Annotated in this window: 16 protein-coding genes and 1 pseudogene; 3 read left to right on the top strand and 14 right to left on the bottom strand. The window is 45.6% G+C overall.

The features are described from left to right. Nucleotides 1-299 precede the first annotated feature (299 nt). Nucleotides 300-1,160 carry a DMT family transporter gene (locus tag DRW41_RS16250; RefSeq protein ID WP_115453236.1) on the bottom strand — a complete coding sequence of 287 codons (861 nt, stop codon included), beginning with the start codon at nucleotides 1,158-1,160 and terminating at the stop codon, nucleotides 300-302. A gap of 305 nt (nucleotides 1,161-1,465) precedes the next feature. On the opposite strand from DRW41_RS16250, the gene DRW41_RS23060 reads away from it, so the two are divergent. Beyond that, nucleotides 1,466-1,624: a hypothetical protein gene (locus tag DRW41_RS23060; protein WP_181884599.1), complete on the top strand. Its 159-nt coding sequence runs from the start codon at nucleotides 1,466-1,468 to the stop codon at nucleotides 1,622-1,624. 330 nt (nucleotides 1,625-1,954) lie between these two features. Here the strand turns inward: DRW41_RS23060 and DRW41_RS16245 are convergent, their stop codons facing one another. From DRW41_RS16245 to DRW41_RS16230, 4 genes and pseudogenes are all read right to left on the bottom strand, one after another. Then, the gene (locus DRW41_RS16245) at nucleotides 1,955-2,659 is read right to left on the bottom strand and encodes a YjjG family noncanonical pyrimidine nucleotidase (protein ID WP_115453073.1); all 705 of its coding nucleotides are present in this window, start codon (nucleotides 2,657-2,659) and stop codon (nucleotides 1,955-1,957) included. Nucleotides 2,660-2,780: 121 nt separating this feature from the next. Beyond that, on the bottom strand, nucleotides 2,781-3,236 hold the full coding sequence (locus tag DRW41_RS16240) for a DMT family transporter (protein ID WP_115453072.1): 456 nt from the start codon (nucleotides 3,234-3,236) through the stop codon (nucleotides 2,781-2,783). Nucleotides 3,237-3,310: 74 nt separating this feature from the next. Continuing rightward, nucleotides 3,311-4,008 (bottom strand): annotated as a pseudogene (locus DRW41_RS16235) (Crp/Fnr family transcriptional regulator). Between the two features lie 67 nt (nucleotides 4,009-4,075). Continuing rightward, on the bottom strand, nucleotides 4,076-4,501 hold the full coding sequence (locus DRW41_RS16230; protein ID WP_115453071.1) for a DMT family transporter: 426 nt from the start codon (nucleotides 4,499-4,501) through the stop codon (nucleotides 4,076-4,078). 300 nt (nucleotides 4,502-4,801) lie between these two features. On the opposite strand from DRW41_RS16230, the gene DRW41_RS16225 reads away from it, so the two are divergent. Further along, a complete protein-coding gene (locus DRW41_RS16225; RefSeq protein WP_115453070.1) occupies nucleotides 4,802-5,035 on the top strand; it encodes a hypothetical protein in 234 nt (77 codons plus the stop codon). A gap of 349 nt (nucleotides 5,036-5,384) precedes the next feature. Here the strand turns inward: DRW41_RS16225 and DRW41_RS16220 are convergent, their stop codons facing one another. From DRW41_RS16220 to DRW41_RS16190, 7 genes are all read right to left on the bottom strand, one after another. Then, nucleotides 5,385-6,431 carry a hypothetical protein gene (locus DRW41_RS16220; RefSeq protein WP_115453069.1) on the bottom strand — a complete coding sequence of 349 codons (1,047 nt, stop codon included), beginning with the start codon at nucleotides 6,429-6,431 and terminating at the stop codon, nucleotides 5,385-5,387. Next, nucleotides 6,428-7,432: a hypothetical protein gene (locus DRW41_RS16215; protein ID WP_115453068.1), complete on the bottom strand. Its 1,005-nt coding sequence runs from the start codon at nucleotides 7,430-7,432 to the stop codon at nucleotides 6,428-6,430. The genes DRW41_RS16220 and DRW41_RS16215 overlap by 4 nt, the downstream gene beginning before the upstream one ends. 31 nt (nucleotides 7,433-7,463) lie before the next feature. Then, nucleotides 7,464-8,495 (bottom strand): hypothetical protein, encoded by a 1,032-nt coding sequence (locus DRW41_RS16210; RefSeq protein WP_115453067.1) that lies wholly within the window; start codon nucleotides 8,493-8,495, stop codon nucleotides 7,464-7,466. A 36-nt stretch (nucleotides 8,496-8,531) separates the two neighbouring features. After that, nucleotides 8,532-9,569 (bottom strand): hypothetical protein, encoded by a 1,038-nt coding sequence (locus DRW41_RS16205; protein WP_115453066.1) that lies wholly within the window; start codon nucleotides 9,567-9,569, stop codon nucleotides 8,532-8,534. Nucleotides 9,570-9,828: 259 nt separating this feature from the next. Then, complete coding sequence (locus DRW41_RS16200; protein WP_115453065.1) at nucleotides 9,829-11,103, bottom strand: VTT domain-containing protein; 1,275 nt, start codon at nucleotides 11,101-11,103, stop codon at nucleotides 9,829-9,831. Nucleotides 11,104-11,227: 124 nt separating this feature from the next. After that, entirely contained in the window at nucleotides 11,228-11,827 is a 600-nt protein-coding gene (locus tag DRW41_RS16195; RefSeq protein ID WP_115453064.1) for a cell wall hydrolase, read from the bottom strand. Between the two features lie 333 nt (nucleotides 11,828-12,160). Then, nucleotides 12,161-12,379 carry a hypothetical protein gene (locus DRW41_RS16190; RefSeq protein WP_115453063.1) on the bottom strand — a complete coding sequence of 73 codons (219 nt, stop codon included), beginning with the start codon at nucleotides 12,377-12,379 and terminating at the stop codon, nucleotides 12,161-12,163. Nucleotides 12,380-12,555: 176 nt separating this feature from the next. Here DRW41_RS16190 and DRW41_RS16185 point away from each other — a divergent pair, with 176 nt between their 5' ends. After that, nucleotides 12,556-12,750: an alpha/beta-type small acid-soluble spore protein gene (locus tag DRW41_RS16185; protein WP_115453062.1), complete on the top strand. Its 195-nt coding sequence runs from the start codon at nucleotides 12,556-12,558 to the stop codon at nucleotides 12,748-12,750. Between the two features lie 135 nt (nucleotides 12,751-12,885). Here the strand turns inward: DRW41_RS16185 and DRW41_RS16180 are convergent, their stop codons facing one another. Both DRW41_RS16180 and DRW41_RS16175 read right to left on the bottom strand, forming a co-directional pair. Next, complete coding sequence (locus tag DRW41_RS16180) at nucleotides 12,886-13,092, bottom strand: hypothetical protein (protein WP_115453061.1); 207 nt, start codon at nucleotides 13,090-13,092, stop codon at nucleotides 12,886-12,888. Between the two features lie 109 nt (nucleotides 13,093-13,201). Continuing rightward, entirely contained in the window at nucleotides 13,202-22,321 is a 9,120-nt protein-coding gene (locus DRW41_RS16175; RefSeq protein WP_115453060.1) for a carboxypeptidase regulatory-like domain-containing protein, read from the bottom strand. Nucleotides 22,322-23,016: the final 695 nt, after the last annotated feature.

Raw genomic sequence — 23,016 nt, 5'->3', positions numbered from 1 at the left:
ACCGAGTATCGGTACTAGTAGACGTAAAGGTGCACCTTTCGATATTTGAGTCCATCCGTCTAATATTTGTAATTAACCACATCATTGATGGACATTCTACAAGGCGAGTCGCTGATCCAAATTAACATCAAATCGACAAATTCTTTGAGACAATAGAAACTGTCTTAACGTTGTTAAAATTGGGGCAATCGTCCTGAAAAAAGGGTTTAGAGTTGTAAATCCGCATTTTCCTGACGGTACCCTTTGAAAAATATCAGCCTATATTTTAAGATAATTAGTTTTGCAAACTTTAAATGATTCTATTTTTTCAAAGAAAGCCTGATGACGAACACGAGCATAAGAAATGCGCCTAAAAGCTGGATGCCTTTCAGCATTACGCCAAGCCAGACGACCGAGACGAGCATCGCGGTCAGCGGTTCAATACTGGACAGCACGCTGTTTTCAACAGGAGTGATATATTTCAGGCTGCCGAGGAACAGGACGAACGCGGCTGTGCCAAAAATAATCAGAATCGCCATCAGTGCCACTATTTTCGGATCGGCAAACTCGTTCCACTCACCAGAGTTCCAAATCTGGCTGGCAACACTAAGGACAACCCCGGCGACCAGCATCCCCCAGCCAATGACAATCAAGACGCCCCATTCGTTCATCAAACGAATTGGATGGAGTGTATAGAAAGTAAACGCCAACCCAAGAAGCAGTCCCCAGATCAGTGCTTCTTTGCTGACCAACAGATTATTGAACGAGCCATTCGTTAATAGCAGGAAAAGCCCTGCCAGTGTTCCGAGTATGCCAACAACCTGATAGACAGGAGGAAACTTCCTTGCTTTTACCGAAACGAAAATAATTATGAATATCGGCGCGGAAAACTGCATGAGTGTCGCCATGACCGCGTTGCTGGCGTGAATAGAGGCGACGAAGGTGTACTGGACCCCGAGCATGCCAAAAATGCTGTAAATCACAAGCTGTTTTGCCCAATAGCCGTTTTTCCACACGGCAAGCACTGGTTTTTTCATAAGCACCAATGTCCCCAATATGACAACGCCGGCAACCAGCATCCGGATGCTCAACATAAATGGCACCGTAATCGTTGTTTCTGATAAAATCCATTCCATAATCGGCCCGGTTGTCCCCCACAACATCGCGCCTATTACAATCATAGCAAGTCCCTTCGCACGCAATTCAATTCTCTCCTGTCTCTGAGCTGCATTGATTTCTCCTGATTTTTAAAAGAAACCTGCTACCGTAGATGAATTTATCTTATTCTCAAATATTTATATATCTAAACTCTATAAAAAATATAGTAAATGGTATTTATAAACGGGTCCTATTCTGTAATACTACTTCGCATCCCCGGTATTCGTAAAGGTAATCGACAAATTTTGCTGAATTGCTGTTATATTCACCGTATCAATGGGTAAAGGTTGTACAAATCCTACAACAAGAGAGGCCGGGTGGAAATCGCATGCCGCAATATCTGGTAACGTATATCAAAAAAGGCGAAGAAAAACCCCGAACAAAAAAGCTTTCAGGCGACCGCATATCCGATATTTATGAGCTGGTCTTTGAAATTGAGAAGAAGCATACTATAGTAGCCATTGAAAATACTAAGCTGAATAAATAATGAAAGGCACCTGGCCCATTAGAGGAATAGCCGGGTGCCAACATGCCGAATGGCGCTTATCGGTAATCGAATGGAGTTTTACAGTATAGTTGCGACCAATATCGCTGCAACTTTGTACTCGTTGGCCATGATTTTCTTGTTCTCTGTCCAAACATGAGGCGCTTTGGACTAATAGGCACGAAATTTTCCGTTCTCTGTCCAAACATGTGGCATCTTTGGACTCAATGGCCGTGATTTTCTTGTTCTGTGTCCAAACATGGCGCATCTTTGGTGCAATGATCCCGGTTCAAAAAAGACCCGTCAGAGCCTTCATCAAGAAACAAAAATATATTACTCCTTCGCCACTTCCACACCCAAAATCCGATAAAGCTCCGCCAGGCTGTGGATTTCATACGTCGGAGCGATTCCTGTCCGGTTCGCCTTCATCAGCGGATTGAACCAGCATGTATCGATCCCTGCCTGGTTGCCGCCCTTTATATCCGAGCTCAGAGAATCGCCGATAATCAATGTTTCCTCAAGCGAAATCTCAGGAATCCGCGAGAATACGAAATCAAAAAACTCTTTCATCGGCTTCTGGTAACCCGTCTCCTCTGAAATAAAAATCCCTTTAAACAGCGGCAGCAATCCTGAATCTTGCAGGCGCCTATATTGTGTCCGCGATACACCGTTGGTCACGATATACAAATCGAACCGGCCTTGAAGGTCCGTAACGAGTTCGAGCGCACCATCCAGCAAGTCATGCCCTTCATCCAAATAGCTCCGGTAGCTCACCTCAAGCAAAGCGCCGTCAACCTCATGACCAATTTCCTGGAAAAAATGCGAAAAGCGGGAATTCAACACCTCGTCCCTGCTAAGCTTCCCTTCCTCAAATGCGGCCCACAGCCCGCTGTTCACCTTCTTGTACAATTCCTTGATTTCGGGAGTCACCTTAACTTTTTGCCCTTCAAGCAGCATTTCCAATGCAATCTTTTCGGCCGCCGCGAAATCAAGCAGCGTGTCATCGACATCGAACAGCAATGTTTTGTACATCTTCATCCGTAACTCCCCTCTTCCTATTTGAAAATTGCACAATGTCCTTACATAATTTTAAAAAATAGCTGGGTATTCCTTTAAAAAATTTCTCCCCCAGTCGATGACAATTAGGTAAGCTTCTCGCTTAAGCTTTGTCTGCTTTCCTGACGCCGCCAAACTTAAAGACGAGAATACCCGCTACAATTACCAAAACCCCGACCAGGTGCTTTCCAGAGATAGCCATTTTTTCGAGTCCCATCAGCCCGAGGGAATCCATGATCAGCGCATACACGAGCTGGGAAACCATTACAATTGAAATGCCATAAGTCGGGCCAAGACGCATAACCGCTTGTACGACGGAGACAACGACCCCAACCCCTAACATTCCGCTAAACCAGTACCACGTCTGCATATTCTGCAGCGCGAACATCGATTTTCCTTCGACCCCAAGGCCAATCAAAAATGAAGCCAGGAAACCAAGGAACAACACAAGCGCGGTTGTTGCCTTTGTTCCGGCGCGGAGGCTTACTTTACTGTTAAAAACATTTTGGACGCTGAGCAGCGCCCCTGATACAGCTGCCAAAACAAGTCCAGTGATCATGCTGCACTCCCCTTTTTATGTATTGTACCAACGTGAAAAACTGGGGCTTTTTTTAAAAAAAATATGCTAAAAGACTACTCGTATATATTCCGGCTTGCCACCCCTTGCAAGCCCTCCCGATCAATAATCTGGATGAATCCCTTTTCCGTTGAAGAAATTTTTCTTCGCAAAATTTCCGTAGAACCCGGTTCATATGCCGGTAGCTTGTCCCAATCAGGTTCGCCGCATCGGTAAGCTCCTCGGTGCTCAGCTGCCCGTTAAATTCTGCAACCGATTCATCAAATGAGACAGAAAGCAAGTAGCTGGCGAGGCGTACTTCAACAGGATACATCAAATTAAAATTGGCTGAGTGTGAATTGGCATAAAATTTTTCGGTTATAATCCCGAGCATAAATTTCAGAAACGGTGCGTGGTTATCCGCGTATTTTTTCAGCCAGCGATAATGGATGCCGAGGAAAAGCGCAGGAGATACTGCCTCAACCGTATTGATGATGTCCTGCTGCTGTATGTATTCTATATCCCCAATGATTTCAAGCGGTGTCCTAAAGGAAAGGATCAGCGTCCGGCCTTCAGGCGAGGTAGTAAATATTTTAATCTTTCCCTTTATCAACACATACAAATACTCCGGACTTTCCCCTTGGGAACATACCAGTTCCCCCTGTTCGAAACTGTAGAGCCCAAGATAAGGCCTTAAGGTATCTATGAAAATTTGCTGGAGCCCATGTTCCTCCAGAATGCCTTCTATTTGATCAACATCTAGCAATTCCTGCATAACCGGCCTCCTACAGGTAAAAATTCATTTTAAAAAGTTGTCCGTGGTGTCGTTCTGGCAATCTTTTTTAAAATTGCATAATCATAACACCAGTAATCATAAGCCCAATCCCGATGAATTGAGGAAGTTTCATGTCCTGCTTCGGCACTTCAAACATGCCCTTGCCATCAATAATAAACGCGGCACCCAGCTGGGCTATCAAAGTTGCGGAAGTCGTCAGTGTCACGCCAACGAGTTGAATCGCCACCACATTGCTCGATAAAATCAAAGCTGCAAAAGCACCGCCAAGCAGGTAAAGAGGTTTCACGTTTTTGAATTCCCGCCAACTGCGATCCTTAGTAACCAGCAATATCAAAAGCGCCGCGAGAAAACCGGTCAGCTGAGTTATCGTGGCCGTTTGCCACATGCCGATATCCTGGCTAATCCGTGCGTTTGCGACACTTTGCAGAGTAATAAATGCCCCGCCCATTAAAGCAAATAAGATACCTTTCATGTTAAACTCTCCCAAACTGTGATGAACCTATTATGAATCTCATCCCACATTATTGCAAAGGACATATGTCCTGAACGAAAAAAATTATATAGAAGGCGACCCTATTGTATAAAATATACTTCCATAGTTCTTCCGATAATTGACAAACTACTTTTTTATATGGGAACTGGATTTATATTCCAAATTATATGCTACAATAACTGTTGTAGTAGGATTTGTAATTAAACGAACGAAGCATAATCATTTTCAGATTAAATCCTGTGAATAAACATAATAAACCGAGAATGAAAGGAGAATTTAATGAATAGGATATTTGGACTTTTAATCATTAGCTTATCATTGCTTACCACCTCAATTGTTTTGCAAATTGCTTGGGGAATAAATTATGTTTCTATTTTTCTAATTATTATTGTTTTCATCTTGGGCATTTTATTGTTAATTCCCGATAGGAAGAATCAAAAAATTCAAGAAGAATTTGTGTCAGACGAGGAAATAGAGGCAGAATTACTGAAATCTGATAATAAGAATAAATGAAATAAGTATGTGCTTTTATATAGGTCAATGTATTTTTTAACATTAAACAATCACGACATTATTTTATAATAAGCAATAGAGTAAATGAAAAAGCATGATTCATTCTGTAATAGAATGACCATGCTCTTTCTTTTGTTAATTGAAATGCTTTTTTACATATTGTGATTCAAAAGAAAAGGTCCTACAACAATAGGGCAGCTGTTAACATGGTTTACTTATTTTTATGAAATCTTGGCTGGCTTATCTACTTTTTTGGGGTTGATTTCGTAGTTGAGAAAAAAGATAGATAGCAAAACAATAGCCGCCGGAAGAATGTATTTTTTTATACGTACCATCCCCTATTAAAAAATCATTTCTCCCCTTTATCCTCAAGCACAATCCGTTCTTCTTTGCCGTTCCAGCTAAGTTCAACGGACAGTTGTTCCGTTTTGGACAGAAAAACGGGTGTTTGACCGGAAACAGTAAGAGTTCCTGACTGCAGTTCACCTTTAGGGAGTTCCCACCCCCACTGTTCACCACGGAAGATGATCGCGATCTCCCCGGTGATCGCTTCTTTTTCCCGGTAGGAAATAATAATTTCAGCACTCCTAACCGAAATATTCTGCTTCGCATGAACTTGAACATGCCAATTCTCGTTTGCACCCTCGTAAACATTCTTTTTAACCTCGGTAATAAGGGAACGCAACTCGCTCATATCTTCACTTTTAAAAACACGCATCATTCCCTGAAAAATATAAATAGAAGGGAGAGTCCTAATTCCGAGATCAGGGTACTTCTTCTGAAGTTCCGGAAGATTCCCCTTCACTTCCTGGGTAATGTAATTTTGCGAGTTGAGTGCCAGGTCGCCAATTCCTTCGTCATTATTAGAAAAAACAATAAGCGTATAGCCATCCAAATCCGGTTGAAGTAATTCCTGGTATGAGTAATTTTTCTTTACTTTAATCTTTGTCAGATACGTTACCGTTCCCTCATCCGTTTTCGCGCGAATCAGGATGATTCTTGTGTCCAGATTGTTTAGCGTCCCAAGAATCCAGTACGGTTCCAGCTTCCCTATTTCCTTCCCTGCTTTCAAATCCCATTCGCTTAACTCCATCTGGCTTTGGTTATGGGCCAATTTGACCGATGCTTCTGCAGCAGGGTCAATTTCCAAGACAGCGGCCTTCTTTGCCGCGTTGGCAACCATTTTGTTCGTTATTTTTCGATCACCTTTGAAAACAAAAACGGATTTCACTTTATTTTCCCAGGAAGCAATTTCCGGTGCATCGCTGTCATTTGTGTCTACCCGCTCCTTTTTTTCATTATCAATAAATGTATTTAGGAAAAAAATTGATAGAATGATGATTGCTGCCGGCAGTGCGTATTTTTTAATCTGAACCCCTCCCTTGAAAAAAATCATTTCTCCCCTTTATACCCAAGAGCAATTCGCTCTTCTTTGCCGTCCCACCTGAGAACAATGGAGAGTTTATCCGATTTGGAGAGAAAAACGGGGGTTTCACCTGAAGCGGCAAGAATTCCCGATTGCAGGCTGCCCTCTGCTGCTCCCCATCCCCAATGTTCGCCTTCCAACGAGATATCGATGTCTTCTGTAATCGGTTCGGTTCCTTTATACGTTATGAAAAACTCGGCATTCCTTTTGTAAATGCCTTGTTCCGCATTGAATTGAACCTGCCAATTCCCGTTCGCACCCTCGTAAACATGCGTTTTAACTTCAGTTGTTAGAGAACGCATTTCATCCATATCCTCGCTTTTAAAAATTCTATTCAAGCCATTAAAAATATAAATGGAAGGAAGTTTCTCGATGCCCAGATCAGGATACATATTTTGAAGTTCAGCGAGTGGGCCGTTTACCTGACTGGTTATATAACCAGGTTCATTGAATGAAAAATTGTCAATTTTCCCTTCTTCGTCGGAAAGAATAAAAAACGAATGTTTAGTTAAATCCGGGTTTAGATGTTTCTGGTAGGAGTATACGTTCAGCATCTGCACTTTCGTTAAATACGTAGCCGGTCTGCCATCTATGTTGACCCGAATAAGGTAGATAATAGGTTCAAACCTGTTAATCGTCCCTTCAATCTGGTACCAGTCCTGTTTTTTTAATTCTTTGCCCGCTATTGGATCCCATTCGCTTAAAAACATCCTGTCTTGATTTTCGGCCAATTGGACTTCACCGTTTTCATAAGGGGCAAGGCGGAGAACAGCAGCTTTTTTTGCGGCATCGGCAACCATCTTCTTCGTTAAGTTCGTTTCCCCGCTAGATAGAAAAACAGCTTTCACTTTTTTATTCCCTGCATGGATCACTGGTGCCTCACTGTCACTTGCTTTAATCTTCTCCTCTTTATCACTATCAATAAACGTATTTAGGAAAAAAATTGATAGAATAATAATCGCTGCCGGCAAGATGAATCTTTTAATCTGAAGTCACTCCTTTTCAGTAAGGATTTTTCCTATAAGCAAGGATGATTTCCTCTTTTTTCCCATCCCACGTTAATTCAATTGGAATAGAATCAATTTCGGATAATTTATATCTCATGTCGCTGGAAGAGAAAATTTTACCCGATTCGTCTGGTATTTTTCCGCTGCTTCCCCAGCTCCATCCACGTCCACTCAAATGAAAGTCCATCTTTTTAGGCTTCTCATCCTGTCCTTTATACGTAATGAAGAGTTCCGCTGTTCCTTCAGACAAGTTTTGCCTTGCCCGTAATTCAACTTGCCAGTTTTCGCTCTCTCCCAGGAAAAATGTTGTCGATATATCTGTAATAAAGGATTGCAGTTCCTTCATATCCTCGCTTCTAAAAATAATGGCGCCCTGGTGAAATACATAGATGGTGGGGAGATTTTTTATATCAAGACCATGGTACTTTTCCTTGAACTCCGCAACTGTGCCCCTGACTTCGCGTGTTACATATTTTGTTTCATCACCGGATGGGACCTCCCTTATTCCGGATTCACCTTCTGAAAATACAAGAATTGTATAAACGTTTCCTGCAGGGTGAAGCAACTCCTGAAAAGAGTACAGCTTAAGAACGTTAATTTTACCTAGATAGACGGCCGGGCCAGCATCCGTTTCCACCCGGATAATGATAACCCTGGTTCCGGGTTCGTTCGCCAATACTGGTATGTAGCCTCCTTCAAACGGTTGGAGCTCTCTCCCAGTTTTCGGATCCCATTCAGACAATTTGAGTGGTGCATCGTTATCCGGTAGTTTAATTTCGACTTCACCGTAAGGGTTTACGTTAACGGCATGCGCTTTATGAACCGCCTTGTCGACCAATGTTTTCGTTATCTTTCCATTATCTTTGAAAAGCAAAACCGGCTCGACCGACTGATTTCCGGATTGGATAACGGGAACAGGCATGTTCTTCGCCACAATCGTTTCCTTATCTATATCCTTTTGAATGAAAATATTTATAAGGAAAACGGACAGAAGGATTATGATTGTCGGTAAAACTGTTTTTTTCACAACCACCTCTCCTTTACTTTGCAAAAATTACGCCGCTTATTCCATCTTTTCCTTAAAATCCAATGGTATGAGCTCTTCCTTCCCATCCCATGTGACAGTGGCTAGAATGGAATCTGTTTTTAAAAGCGTTTGGTAGCCATTAAAAACGGACAGGTACCTGCCATTTTGGTCGAGAGGGAATCCGCTTTCTGAAAAAGATAATGAAGCGCTATCCAGACGCAAGGAGGCGGCCCAGCCTGGTTTTTCGCCGTCCCCAATAAAGGTTATGGCTGTTTCAATTTTTCCATCCCCGAGTGTTTGCCTTGATTTCATTTCAATCTTCCAATTTTCAGATTCCCCGCCGAATTCATAGGCCAAGCCTTCGCCGAGGAACTTTGCAAGCTCTTCGTATTCATCAATACGGATGGGAACATCTTTTCCGCCAAAAACATAGTACGTTGGGAGCTGTTCAAAAGCCAACTCAGGGAATGTAACGATCAAATGTCCAAGAGGCATGCTAATCTCCCGTATATCAAAGAGATTTTCATTCCTCATAGGCATCTGTTTTACACTATCCTTTTCATCAAAGAAACCTATGACCGTGTAGGAATTCGCCCTTGGCGTTAACAATTCCTGATAGGAATAAATTCTCGGTATTCTTATCTTTGCGACATAGGTTGCCTGCCCTTCGTTTAGCCACTGCCCTCGGATAATAAAAAGTTTGACGCCAGGACGTCCAACAGTGGGAATCACATTCGTATCGGTTACATTTGTTTCTTTGCCTTTATTCCATTCTGTAATGGACAGGACTGAGGGATTTTTGGAAAATGATACAATCACCTCTTCATAAGGCATGGCGATGACCGGCCGCAAGTCCCTTGCCGCCTTTTCAACCTGCTCCCTTGATAGCTTTTTCGGATTCTTTTTCCCTTTATATAGGAGTGCGGCTTCCGCCTTATCCTGTGCCACCCTGAGTTCGGGAATCGGAATTGTTTTTGCCTCCGTTTTCGGCTTTTTCTCCTCCGGATCAATCACTGTATTCAAAAAGAAAATCGTTACGATCATGATTAACAATGGAAAAAAGTATTTTTTCATGCAGCATCCCCATTTCATGGTACTACAGTAAGGATACCACTTTTGGAAAATTGTTGAAAATGTAATTTTCTTTTCGTTGCCTTTACTTTCTGAATATTTAGATAAACTTGAATCAAGCGAAAAATGACTAGAATGTTTGAAAAAATGGCTAGAATACCTTGAAAAATCGCTAGAATATCTAATGGGGCATTCTGATAATTTTAAGAAAGAAAAATGGAAGTGAATTCCGGCCACACAAAAAGGCTGAAGCCCCCATGCTTCAGCCTTTCCTGTATTCATTAATAATTAGCCTAATCATTTCAAATAGCAGGAAGTTGAAAGATATCCAGACAGCGCCGTACACGTAGCCGCCGACAATATCGCTCGGGAGGACATCTATGCTCAACACTTTGGCTATCCCTGTACATAACAAAGCAAATAATCCTGCCAACGAAGCCAGGATGAGCGCGAAATTCCTAACCGAATGCCTGGCAAGCAAAAACAAGCTCGATCCGTAAACAACCATCAACATAAAGGAACCGAACTCCGGAAAATCTTCGGAACGGACAGCCCCAATTTTTAAAGGAGAAAGAACAATTAAAATCAGGATATGGAACAGCTTCGCACCAACGATGCACACAACGAGCAAACTGTATTCCAAAAGACGGTTTCTGTTTTTCGCCCAAATGACCGAAACGGTAATCGCAAGAAGGAAAAACAGTGTATAACCGGAGCCGAAGACCGAAAAGCTTGCCAATGAATTTTTAAAAACAGCCCTCGACAAAACATATTTCGTTACCGCATTGAATTGTGAAAATTCATCATGCCAATAATTTTGCGCCAACCCGATCATCAATACGGCAAATACAGCCGAAACAAGCGCCATCGTACTAAGGAAAAATTCGGCTGCCCTAATCGTTTTTGAATGGGCCAAAATCCATTTCAGCAGCTTTTTTGAAAAAGCCTTTATCTCGTCCTTATAATGGCGGTACCCAAGGAAAGCTGCGACCAGCAATGCGCCGGCTGCGACAAAGTACATAAAATAATGGCCAGCGGCGTCATGGAAAACAGACCATTGTGGGCCAAGGATTTTGCCAAGCGTGACAAATCCAAAACTCCAAAGCAACGCCCCGCTGTATGCGGGAATCGCGAATGACCTGAACGGAAGCCTGGAAATGCCTGACACATAGCCTGCAAAATGGCGCACCCCCGGTATGAAATAGGAAAAAACGAGCAGCACTTTACCCGACCGCTCAAACCAGGAAGATGTCTTTTTATATTTTTCGGGCGTCAAATGGATATACCGGCCGTACTTTTCAACGAGTTTGTAACCGCCTGTTTTTCCAATAACATACGTAATTGTGATTCCAGCAACCGCAGCCCCAAAGGCAGTCAGAAATGCCAAAGGATAGCTCATTTTCCCAAGGAAGGCAAAATAGCCGGCATACGCCATCAATAGCTGGCCGGAAATCGGGAGCGCCATTAACTCAAGGAAGATGCCAATCGCTAAAATCAGGTAGCTGTATTGTTCGAACAAGGATAACAGTTGGGACATAAGAACCTCCAAAGTAAAACGGAAATTCGACACTACTCTTCGTTACCCGGAAATTTTCTTTTGTAAAAGCATCGGCAAAAATTAAAAGCACCACCCTATGGAAGGATGGTGCTGAAGTAATTAATTATTTAGCAAAACGATGGTTGCCAATTACGATTGTCGTTTCCCTGGAGAAAACCCACTTGCTTACAGCTGTTTTTGGATTAAAGAAGAACAGGCTGCCATTTCCCTGGCCTTGGAAAGCAAGTGCTTCATTTACAGCCCTTTTGGATTCCGCATCCGCCGGCTTGTTGATTTGGCCGTTCTGGACAGGAGAGAATGCATAGTAGCCATTGGAAATCTGGTTGATGACACCCTTTACTGTATTAGGGAAATCCTTGCTTGCCACACGGTTCAGGACGACTGTCGCGACTGCAACCTTTCCGGCATACGGCTCGCCGACTGCTTCCGCGCGTACAAGACGGGCCATCAAATCTTTTTCACCTGCTGTAATAGTGGAATTGGGAATAACAAGATTCCTCCCCGGATTCAACGCGGAATTTTTCGCATTGTTTGCGCTCATTAATTTCTTAACTGGGACACCATAATTAACTGCGATTTTGTAGTACGTTTCACCTGATTTAACCTGGTGGTTTGTCGCTGCCTCTGTTGTTCCTGCCAACGTAAATGCTGACGCGGAAAAGATCAATCCAGCTGCGATTACTAGTTTTTTGAATTTATTCATGTCACTTTCCCCCTAGTAGCTCAGTTGTTGTCTCTACCACTAGGCTATCAGCTGTAACATTCTTATTCATTAACCAAAATTTCACAGTGTGAAAAAGAACCGCGTAAACCCTATCAGCAAGCATACTGGCAAGCAAGCAGGAAAAACCTTCCCTAGCAGGCAATTATGGATGAACTACCCAAAGGGTGAAAGTGTTGGATGGTTTTTTACAAACTGTTACAGGAATGTTTCAAAGGAGTTGGGGATTTTTGTGAAAAGGGAGTGAGTGGATTCCTTATGGTATGGAGATTTCAACAGGACTGTAACGTAATTTTTTGGTAAAAATAACGCCCTTTAGAGGTAATGCATCTTTTCAATCCTGTTGATTCTCATCTCATTCTTGGCCTGTTTTTTAACCAAAAAATCAACGTCAAATTTAAACGAATTCAAGATGTCGGTGTGCGAGTTCACTGTCTTTTCAATTCGGCTAACCTTATTGTCCAGTTCCTTTTGCTCTGTTTGGATTTCATTCACTGCCTCCAGGATTTGAACGAGCAATTCCTTCTCTCCCATATTTATCCTCCTCTCTTGTAAAAGCCCTTTCTATTATAACAATTATTTTCCGAAAAGAATGAAGAATGGGCAAATATCTACGTATTCTTTATAAGGAAAAGTATGAACATTTCCATATAGGAAACAGTAAAACTGAGCAGATTTTTTGCTCAAAACCTTGATGGGAGTGATCGAACATGGGTAGAAACAAACTGTTGGTTCCAGGTTCAGGCAACGCTCTTGACCAAATGAAAGAGGAAATTTCCAATGAGTTTGGAGTACAACTTGGTGCAGACACAACCGCAAGGGCAAACGGTTCGGTCGGCGGCGAAATGACCAAGCGTCTTGTCGCGATGGGCGAACAAGCAATGCGAAATCGGCAAGGGCAATAACCCGGTTGGTTTCGGTAAAGGGGCTCGCTTCTAAAGGAGCCTCTTTTCGTTTTTGTAAACGAAAGGCCAGGGCTGGACCATACCATTCAACTTGATTTAGGTTTTTTCCATGTCACTGTACTGGCGGAATTTTGTCTAAAAAGTAGCAAATCCGGATATAGGTGCTAAAAACCCGGATATATTCTCTGGAAACCCGGATATATTCTCTGAAAACCCGGATATAACCTTTGAAAACCCGGATATAACCTCTAAAAACGCGGATATAACCTCCGAAAACCCGGATATAATCTCTAAAAACCCGGATATAACCGCAAAGTTCCCAGATAGTTTCAAAAAACTCATCGATTGCCCTCCAAGTAGATTCGAAATGCCTTCTCAAAGAATGTCTTTTACTCAAAAAAAGGGCTTCCCCGGGAAGGGAAGCCCTATCACACAAACTTTTACTACTTCTTTAACCTGCTTTCTTTTCCGGTTTTCCGGTCACGATGACTTTCATCGTGGATGGAGACTCGGTGATACCGGCATAGTTTTCGGCCGACAAATGTAGTATGTGCTGGCCGTTCGGTAGTTCCAGCTGAATCGAGAACGTTCCGTCGACTCCGGCTTTTACAGAGCCAAGCAGGTTCCGTTTATTGCCTGCCTGTTCGTAAACATGCACAGTCACCGTTGAATCCGCTTTTCCGGTCAGGACAGCCGGTCCCTCTTTTAAAATCAAATTATCAGTGTCCCAAGCTGAAGCGTTTGGAATTTGCTGCTCCGCGCTCATCGACCAGCGGACCGCATTGGTGAACAATTGCTGGCCAGCTCCGGTCCAGCCTTGTTCAGGGCCAATGATATTCGTGGCTGTGAACGAAGACAATAGCAGGTGCATGTGGTCCTTGCCCCTGAATTCATAAGCAATCGCCGTACCCTTATCTGTGCCATCAACGTTCAACCCGGCAAGCGGAATTCCGTTGTAATTTTTGAAAGTGGCATACGGGCTCTTTTCACTGTGAATCTTAATCAGCCCGTTTTCTTCAGCCTGAAGGCCATCGAAGAGCGGATGCCCACCGAGTGGTTTCAAGTAAACCGCGCCTTCATTGTATCCCTGCTCGCCTAACTCAGGAGTGCCCAAAGCCTGCTGGAGAAGCTGGATGGAGCCATCTTTCGCTCCCCACGTTCCCGTGAAGATCAGGCTGACTTTCTTGGCATCGCTCTCCTTAATCAGCTGATCAGCTTGTTCTTTCGTGCCGCTGTTTTTGTTTACAATGACGGTTTCGTACTTGCCAAGCTGGCCAAGGATATCCCAGCTTCTCTCTTCCGCAAAAATGCCCTGTTCGTTCAGGAAGCCGGTAAGCGTACCGTTATGGTCGCCTAATACCGCAACCTCGATTGCGTTCAGTTCAAGCTGCACAGTCGCATCCTTATCTCCAATAGCTGCCTCGGCTTTTGCAGGAAGATAGCCATCCATGGCAACTTCTACCGTATAATCGCCAGGAAGAAGGTTTTCAAAGACGAATGAGCCGTCCGAACCGGTTTCTATGTTGCTGATAAAATCAGGATCATCCTTTGGAATGAGTGTCACGGTTGCTCCGGCTATCGGGCCGCCGGTCTTTTTATCAATAACGAGGCCCTTAAGGTCGGATCCTTCAATTGCTTCAAGGACAAAGTTCAAGTCGACGCTGCTGCCTGTTTCAACGATTTCCACGTTGCCAATTTGCTCGGCATAGCCTCGCGCCTGCACTTTTACATCGTATTTTCCGATTCCGATCCCGATTCGGTAAAGCCCTGCCGAATTGGTCGCGGTTTTTACATTAGTGCCTGGGATGGTGATGAGTGCATTCGCAATCGGTTTGCCCTGTTCGTCTGTCACAGACCCTTTGATCTCGCCCTGGCTCGCAATCAACGCGTAGTCGATGGCGTTCAGGTAGAGCTTCTCCGCATTTTCCGTCCATCGGTCTGCTGGATTGCCGTAGCTTCCAATCTGAAGCGCCGATAGAAGGATGTGGACACTGTTGGACGAGCTGAACTTAACCGCGACGGATGAGCCAACATTGCCTTTCACAGGGTTGCTCAATGTTCCGAGCGTCATTCCACTGTAATTTTCAAAAATGGAATATTGGACAGCTCCCTTCAGATTTACCATGAGCGGATATTCCTTGCCCGCCTCAAAGCCGCGGAAAATCGGATGGTTCTGCTCAACGCGGACATTTAGTTCCTTTTCCACATAACTGGATGACGTTTTTTGCGGATCGCCATAGGCCGATGAAAGGGTGCTTATCGAACCCGAACCATATTGGCCGACGAATAGGATGCTCGTTTCATTTTCATTCGCTTTCTCGACCAATGCCTTGAAGCGGTCCTTCATCGTGCTGGAAATGTCGTTCGCGATAATTAGCTTGTAATCACCGATATTTTCAATCAGGTATTCAAAATTTGAATACGGAATGAAATCGAAGTCGTATCCGTATTTTCCTAGAAGTGGTGCAATTCTTGGTTCATTTATCGGATTACCCAGTACGGCGATCTTTTCAGCGGCGAACATCGATACATTGAGGGAAAGTGCCTTTCCTTCCTCAATCTGCACCGTTTCGAATACCGGCTTGTAGCCAGAAGCGCTGATGCGGAGTTCATAAGAGCCACCCGGCAATGTCAATTCATACTCCCCTGCCGCGTTCGTTTTCGTGACAGCCGGGGTTCCGAGCACCTCAATCGAAGCACCATCAATTACATCCTTTGTTGCGGCATCGATGATTTTCCCTTTCACCGTGCCAGCATTTTCAGATTGGATGACGAAAGTTTCGTTTAATACCTGGCCGTTTTTAATCGAAATGGTGAAATCCTTCTCGATATGTCCGAACGCTTTAACACCAAGTGTATACGTACCGGTTTCAAGCGCTGTAAAGAATTTGCCTTCGTCATCAATGACCAGGTTTTTGCCGGTCTCCTTGATAACCGCTTCACCCTTTAATGCGATGCCGCTTTCGTTTTTAATCTCGCCGTGCAATTCTCCAACGAGTGGAGCTTTTTCAGAAAGCGCCCAGTCAAAAGCGTTCATGAGCAGCTTTTCCCTTCCTGCGTCAAAGAGGGTTGGATCACCTGGCTGGAACACGTTGCTTATCGTCATATTGGCAAGGAGGATTTCCAGCGATTCGCTCGTCCTTCCTTTGTATGCGACCATCGATCCTTTCTGGCCGGTCTGGCCCTGTTCAAAATCGACAACCGTTTTTCCTGAATAGCCAGTGAACCCGTAATAATATCCGGACTTTCCTGGAATCTCGATCACATCCCCGGCCTTATAACCCGCCGTTAAAGGATGTTCTTCCTTCACGATACCTTTTGAACCTGTTTTATTCGTTCCTTCAAATATGGCTGTAGGGTCGCGATCATATTCCCACAAATATCGGATTGAGCTGCGGCCGCCAGCCTGGCCGGTCCAGATGACCGTTTTCCGCTTTTTGTCGAGCGCGGCCTGGAATGCCTTGAATTCAGCTTTTGTAGGAACTGCTTCCGGCTTGTAATCGGCGTTCGCGAAGACAAGGTCGACCGCATCGAGCTTGTCAATATCCTTGAAGCCAAGGTATTCAACCTTATAGCCCCGCTCCTCTAGATACTGTTTAAACGTCATTCCGGAAGCGGTCAGATCAACAATGATGCCGATCGTTGGGGATGGCCTCAGCTTTAAGCTGACCGGCAATTTTTCCCCATCCTTAACGGTTACCTGGACTTCCTTCCTGACGAAGCCTTCTTTTTCAGCACGGACGGTATAGGTTCCCGGTTCGAGATTCGACAGGCTGTATTGTCCCTGTGTATTTGACTCCGTAGACCTCGGCTTGCCCACTAGCGTAACCTTCGCCCCGGAAATCGCATTGCCGTCCTTTTCATTCTCGACAGTGCCTGTTATGGAAGCGACATTTCCGGCAACTTTCATTGATATTGCCTGCGGTTCCCCATCAAGCGCGGTTTTTAGTTTAACCGTCTTCGTCTCATAGCCGTAAGCGCTGATCGTCACATCGTACTCTCCTGCAAGCAGGGCGATCGAGAAAGCGCCAGTAGCAACATCAGATTGGGTCCCGAACGGTTGGCCAACAACGTTGATATCCGCTTTTAATGGATTTCCGTTTTCATCCAGCACTGTTCCTTTGATTGTCTCGAACTTCGCATTTGCGGCCCAAAGGATGGCATTGAGCAAAATTTGTTTCCCTTCAGCCGTATAATCTTTCGCCCCATGGTATGAAGAGAAACCATGGCCGCCCATTAGCAGCTCGACGCTAGTTTCGGTTCTCGGCTTGTATGCCATGCCAAGTCCGCTTGTCGCGGTTGCACCGTCAAGGCCAATTTCCGCGAGCGGATAGCCGCTGTAATTTTTAAAATATGCAAAGGTGCTTGCTGAAGGAGCCAAAATCTTGATTGCATCGCCCGCTTTTGCTCCATTGAAAATAGGATGTTCATTCAGGACTTTGTAAACAGCTGCCTGCGTTGTGCTCCGGACAGTTGTGCGTGATTCCGGGTCCTTCCTGTGGTTAACGAGATGGTTGAGGCCCGAACCGCTCCAGTAATTTTCGCCGAAAATCAAACTTGTTCCCGCTGCATCGGCGGCTTTCATTGTATTTTCAAAAACAGTTTTGTTAAATGTTGATGTGCTCGGTTCGTTCAGGAACACAACATCGAATTCCGCCACCCGTTTCGGCAAGTCTGCTGGCTGGACATCGACAGCCGTTATTCCGAACTCCCTGAGCAGCGCTTTAAAACTGCCATCTGTTGTATAATGGTCGCCAACGACCGCGACTGACGGCATCGTGTGAAGCTTGACGTCGATGTCGCCGGTATGGCGGGCGATATCCACCGTTGTAGAGTAGGCGATATAGCGTTCCTTCGAGAAGGCTATTTTATACGATTCCTCTTGTAGGCCTGTGATTTCATAGCGGCCGTTCGCGGCGGATTCCGTCTCGAAGACCATTTCGCCCGCGGCATTCGTCACTTCAACCTTAACCCCGGCAATTTCCAGTTTGGTCAACGCATCGGTAACGACGCCGGATAACGTGCCTTTTTCAGAGTTTCCTAGCTGAACCGCTATCTGGGCAGGCTTCCCTTTCGCCGAGGTGAACTTTCCTGTATATGTTCCTAGGCCTTTGCCCCGGACTTCAATCGTAAAGGAGCCTTCGTCATGGAAAAATTCAAATTCCCCTTTGGCGTTGCTTACTGCCTTCACGCCTGTTTCAACGACTGCAATGGTCGCTTCAACGGGCTTTCCGTCGGCGTCAACAACTGTCCCGCTAACTTTCCCGAACCGTGAGTTATACAAAAAGTCGAGGCCGTTCAAAAGAATTTGTGTCTGCCCTAGCAGCCAGCCATCAACTGTTTCCCACGGAGCCACAGCGGAACTCGACAGCAGGAGGTGCGCGCTGTTTTCCGAAACGGCCTGATAGGCGACTCCCGAACCAACATAGCCAATTTCGGTAGTGCCAATTTTGCCAAGCGTCCGGCCTGAATAATGGTTGAACCAGGCAAAGTCCGCATCATGCATTAAGAGCGGAATTTCACTTCCCGCCTTGTAACCCTTCAGGATTGGATGCTCGGACTCCACCATGAGACTAACCGCGCCAACATCATAGTTATGGCCGAGGTCCGCCGGATTATTGAAATAATCTTTCAGCTGGTGGATCGAACCGTAATTTTGGCCCCATTGGTCGGTAAAAATTATGCTCACATCATGCCTGTTTGCTTCGTCAATAAGGTTCTTAACCTCTTCTTTTGTCGGCTTGACGCCATCCGACCCATACGCGCCGTTCAAGTATAAAACCTTGTAGCGGCCAACGTCTTGAAGGACGTCCCAGCCGCGTTCTTCGGCCGTATAGCCATTTGCTTCAAGAAGATTGGTGATTTGGGATTTGTAATCGTTCAATACCGCGACATCGATTGGCTGCAGTTCAAAGGTGAGTGCAGCAGCTTCGCCTGGCTTGACAGTAATTTTAGCAGAACCGTCCTTAAAGCCCCCAAGCGAGAAAGCAATATCCCAAGTACCTTCGAAGACATCTGCCTTTGAAAAATTGCCATTATCGTCCGTTACGCCATTGATGCCAGTTGACATCAGGCCGACCGATACGCCTTTCAGCGGCTTTCCGGTCCGCTTATCCTTGACGGTAATCGAAACCGAGCCCTTATTCGCAACTTCAAGAGTAAAGTTTTTAGAGAACGTATAGCCTGTTACAAACTGAACCTTTTCCGCCACTTGCTTTTTGCCGTATTGTGCAACGAGGACGGTGTAATCGCCAGGCGTATGCTTCAGGATATAGGTTCCATCCGCGCTTGCGGAAGCCGTCTCGCCTGTTTCCACGACTGTCAGCGTTCCTTTCGCCGGCTGTCCATTCGCATCCTTCAAGGTACCCTGCAGGATACCTGGCGCATTATAACTTTCGACTCCCTTTAGATGCGGCAAAATAACCTGCCCGGGGATGACCGGGATGCCGGATGTGCTGTACGTTGGCTGGACGATATCCTTCAGCCTTTCACCGGTATAAACGTCCAGAACGGAAACCGCACCATTGGTGGAAGCAAAGAACAGCAAGCCGTTCGCCGTAACGGAACCACTGTTCAAGGCAGTCCCAAGCGTCGTGTTGCTCCAAATTTCCTTCCCTGTTTCCTTATCAAACGCGCGCAGGTTCGATTGGACCGAAGAACCCATAATCACCATGTTCTCATAGACAATCGGCGAAGCCGCTTGCGTATCCCCTATGTTGGCGACCTTCCACTTTTCGGCTCCTGTCGCAGCATCGAATGCATACAGGGTGCCCGCGTCGGTATCGAAATTGATTCCTGTAAAATAAAGAACTCCGTTTTCATAAACCGGCTTTGATGCAATCCCTTCACCGGACAGCTTCTTCTGCCAAACTTCCGTGCCGTCTGATACCTTGAGAGCGCGGACTGTCTGGTTGTCATAGCTGCCGACATAGATCAGGCCATTTCCGATGCTCGGGCCAAAATAAGTCGGCGCGCCAAGCTTTACGCTCCACAGCCTGCTGCCTGTTTCAGGATTCAGCGCATACAATTGAGCATTTGCCGTAAGGTCGGATGATACATAAAGCACGCCATCGTAGTAAACCGGGGATTCGTAAACCGCCACCGAACCGACCGCTGTGTTCCATTTAATGCCGCCGGACCTCAGGTCAAGCGCGTAAATCTTTCCATCCGTACCCCCGGAGAGGTAAACAGTGCCGTTTTCAATTGTCGGTGATGACCGGTTCGAACTGCCAATCCTGACGGCCCATTGCTCCTTGCCGGACTTCGAATCAAGCTCGATGACCCAGCCCCTGTCTGTTGTTAAAACAACTTTTCCTTCTGCTGCGGCCGGCGTCGAGAAAAGGATATCCCCTTTTCCTTCGGTGCTGAATTCCCAGCCTTTTTCAAGCGCCTGGACGTCAATCGCATTGCCGGAAACCGCGTTCCGCTGGACATTCCCGTTCGCAATGCCCCATTGCTTATTTGGTGTGGCGGCAAGTTTCTGGACTTTTAGCTCGAGCGCCACATTTTTGTTAACCGTGATTTCTTCCGCTTTCCCTTTAATGCCTTCACCGGTTACCTGAATGCCATAGGTCGCCGCTGGTACCCGCTGGATGGCGTAATTGCCTGCGGCATCGGTCCGGATTGCGGACAGAGGCGTATTTTTGATCCTGATAAACGCATAAGGTACTCCCTTTCCGGTTTCATCAACGACTTTTCCGCTGACCGTATAGGCTTCCGCGTCGTCCAGGACAATGTTTACAGTTGTGACTTGTCCTTTTTTAAGGGTGACAGTTCCTTCGTACGCCTTGTAGCCAAAGGACGTAACGGCCACTTTGTGAGTGCCTTCCCTTATTTTAAAAGAAAAGCTTCCGGCAGGGGGAATGTCGTAGGAAATCCCTTCAGCCTGGATCGCCAGTTTCGCGGCAATCGGTTCGCCTTTTTTATTCTTGACAGTTCCCTTCAGTTCACCTGCATACGCGGCTTCGGTTACTGCCTGGTAGATGTTAATAATACCATTTCCGTATGAGTCGTTTGGCAAGGTTCCCATATGGGGATCCTTGCGTGCGGTATCCTTCAGGATCTTTTTCACATCATCAACGGAAAGATCCGGATTTGCCTGGTAAAGGAGCGCGATGGCGCCGGTTACGTGCGGCGTTGCCATCGATGTCCCGCTGATCGTGTTGTATTTCCCTTTATTCAGCTTCCCTGGCCAAGCGGAATAAATCTTATGGCCCGGAGCGGAAATATCCGGCTTAATGATCCGCTTCGTTTCGCCGTTCCCATCCTGCCAATAAACCGGCCCGCGGCTAGAGAAGTAGGCAGTCTGGTCGTAAATATCGGTCGCTCCGACGGCAAATGTCTCGGGGAAACTTCCCGGCGATCCGATTGTCTGGGAACCCGGCCCGTCATTCCCCGCCGCGAACGAAGGGAAAATGCCTGCAGAAACCCAAGCTTTTACATCTTCATAGAATTCGAGGTTATATGTATTCGAATTCCCCCATGAATTGTTGACGACATGCGGCGCTTTCGATGGGTCTCCGCCTGGCGCCAGGAACCACTGGAACGCCTGGTGAATTCCGGATAACGTGGCCGATCCGTTGTCGTTGAATATTTTTGCCGCGATCCATTCCGCTCCCGGCGCTACGCCGACCGGTTCGCCGTCGCCTCCTCCGACAGATGTGCCGGCAACATGTGTTCCGTGCCCATTTCCATCGTTCGGGGTCTGGTATTTATCTCCGGACACGTCAATCCAGGAATACTGGTGGTTGCCATCGCGGCCGCGGTAATTCTTTCTAAGCGCTTCATGGTTCCCGTCAACTCCTGAATCCATGATGCCAACTACAATTCCTTCGCCTTTCATGCCATACTGGCCCCAAACCTTCGTTGCGAAAATTTTCTCGAGGCCCCATTCCGGAAGACGCGGCTTGGAGTCTTCCACGGTTATTTCAGGTACGCTTACAATCCCATCAAGCGAGATTTCCGCTACGTCGTCCCGCTGTTTCAGTTCATCGTACGCTTCTTTTGTGAGGGTTGCGGAGACGCCATTGATAATCCAAAGCGTTTCCTTTTTCTTTGCTTTTCCTTTGGTTTCCATTGCCTGAAGTGCCTGCTGTAGCCCTTTTTGCGAATTATCGGCTTTTTGTGTGAGATGGTCTTTGATGGCTTTGTTTTTTTCAGTACGGTCTTTCTTTTGTTTCACCTGGGGGTAGATTGCCTGGAGGTCAGGAGTATCTTTCATTCTGATGATCACGTCTACTTCATTGCTCTTTTGAAAGGCTTCTTCTAGTTTTGCTTCTTCTTCGTGAACTGCTGGCTGTTCAAGTGGAGCCGGCTGGATCCCGAGGCCTTTCAAGAGGTCGGGAAGCTCATTCGAGTTGGAATCCTCGCTTTTTTCCTGCTCGCCCGGCTTCAGCCCGCCTGCCCTAGCATCCTGCTCCCGCTTCTTTTCAAGCTGAAGGTCCTCCTCGGAAAAATTGCCCGGGTTCCCCTCGGCAGCCAAAATCTGCGGCGCAAACGTCGAAAGCAGGACCATAAGCGACAACAGGACAGCAAACCACTTACTCGTTGTTTTCTTTCGTAAAAATGACAATAAAATAGCACCTCCAAAAGTTTGATAAACGAAAGAATACTATAAGCATATTACCAATTCCTGCTAAAAATACTAATTTTCTAAAAATTCTGATAGAATTGGTACTAGAGTCCCGTACTAGTTAAGGAAACACATAGGCCGATAGACTCAGAGGGTATTTTTGAGGATTTTTACGGGACTATACTGGTCCCTGAATCGTGACTGTACCGGCGAAAACTATCAGGGAATTTGCTTGAGTATGTTGTATTTTTAGGTTTAGGTGATTCTTTCCTTGATTTGGATGGACATTGTCATCCAAGGGGGATTTGAGTGACATTCTTTCTGGATTTTGGCCGTACGATGTCACGCATATGGGGTTTGAGTGACATTCTTTCCGGATTTAGGCTGTACAATGTCACGTAAATTGGGTTTGAGTGACATTCTTTCCGGATTTGGGCCGTACAATGTCACGCAAATGAGATTTGAGTGACATTCTATTTAAATGTTGGCAGTACAATGTCACGCAAATGGGGTTTAAGTGACATTCTTTCTCGCTTTTGGCCGTACAATGGCACGCAAATGGGGGTTGAGGGACATTCTTTCCGGATTTGGGCCGTACAATGTCACGCAAATGAGATTTGAGTGACATTCTATTTAAATTTTGGCAGTACAATGTCACGCAAATGGGGTTTAAGTGACATTCTTTCTCGATTTTG

Source organism: Neobacillus piezotolerans, from assembly GCF_003362805.1.
In the GTDB taxonomy this organism is placed as follows: Bacteria; Bacillota; Bacilli; order Bacillales; family Cytobacillaceae; genus Bacillus_D; species Bacillus_D piezotolerans.
Note: the sequence above shows the minus strand (reverse complement) of the source record. Positions and strands in the feature narration are given on the sequence as shown.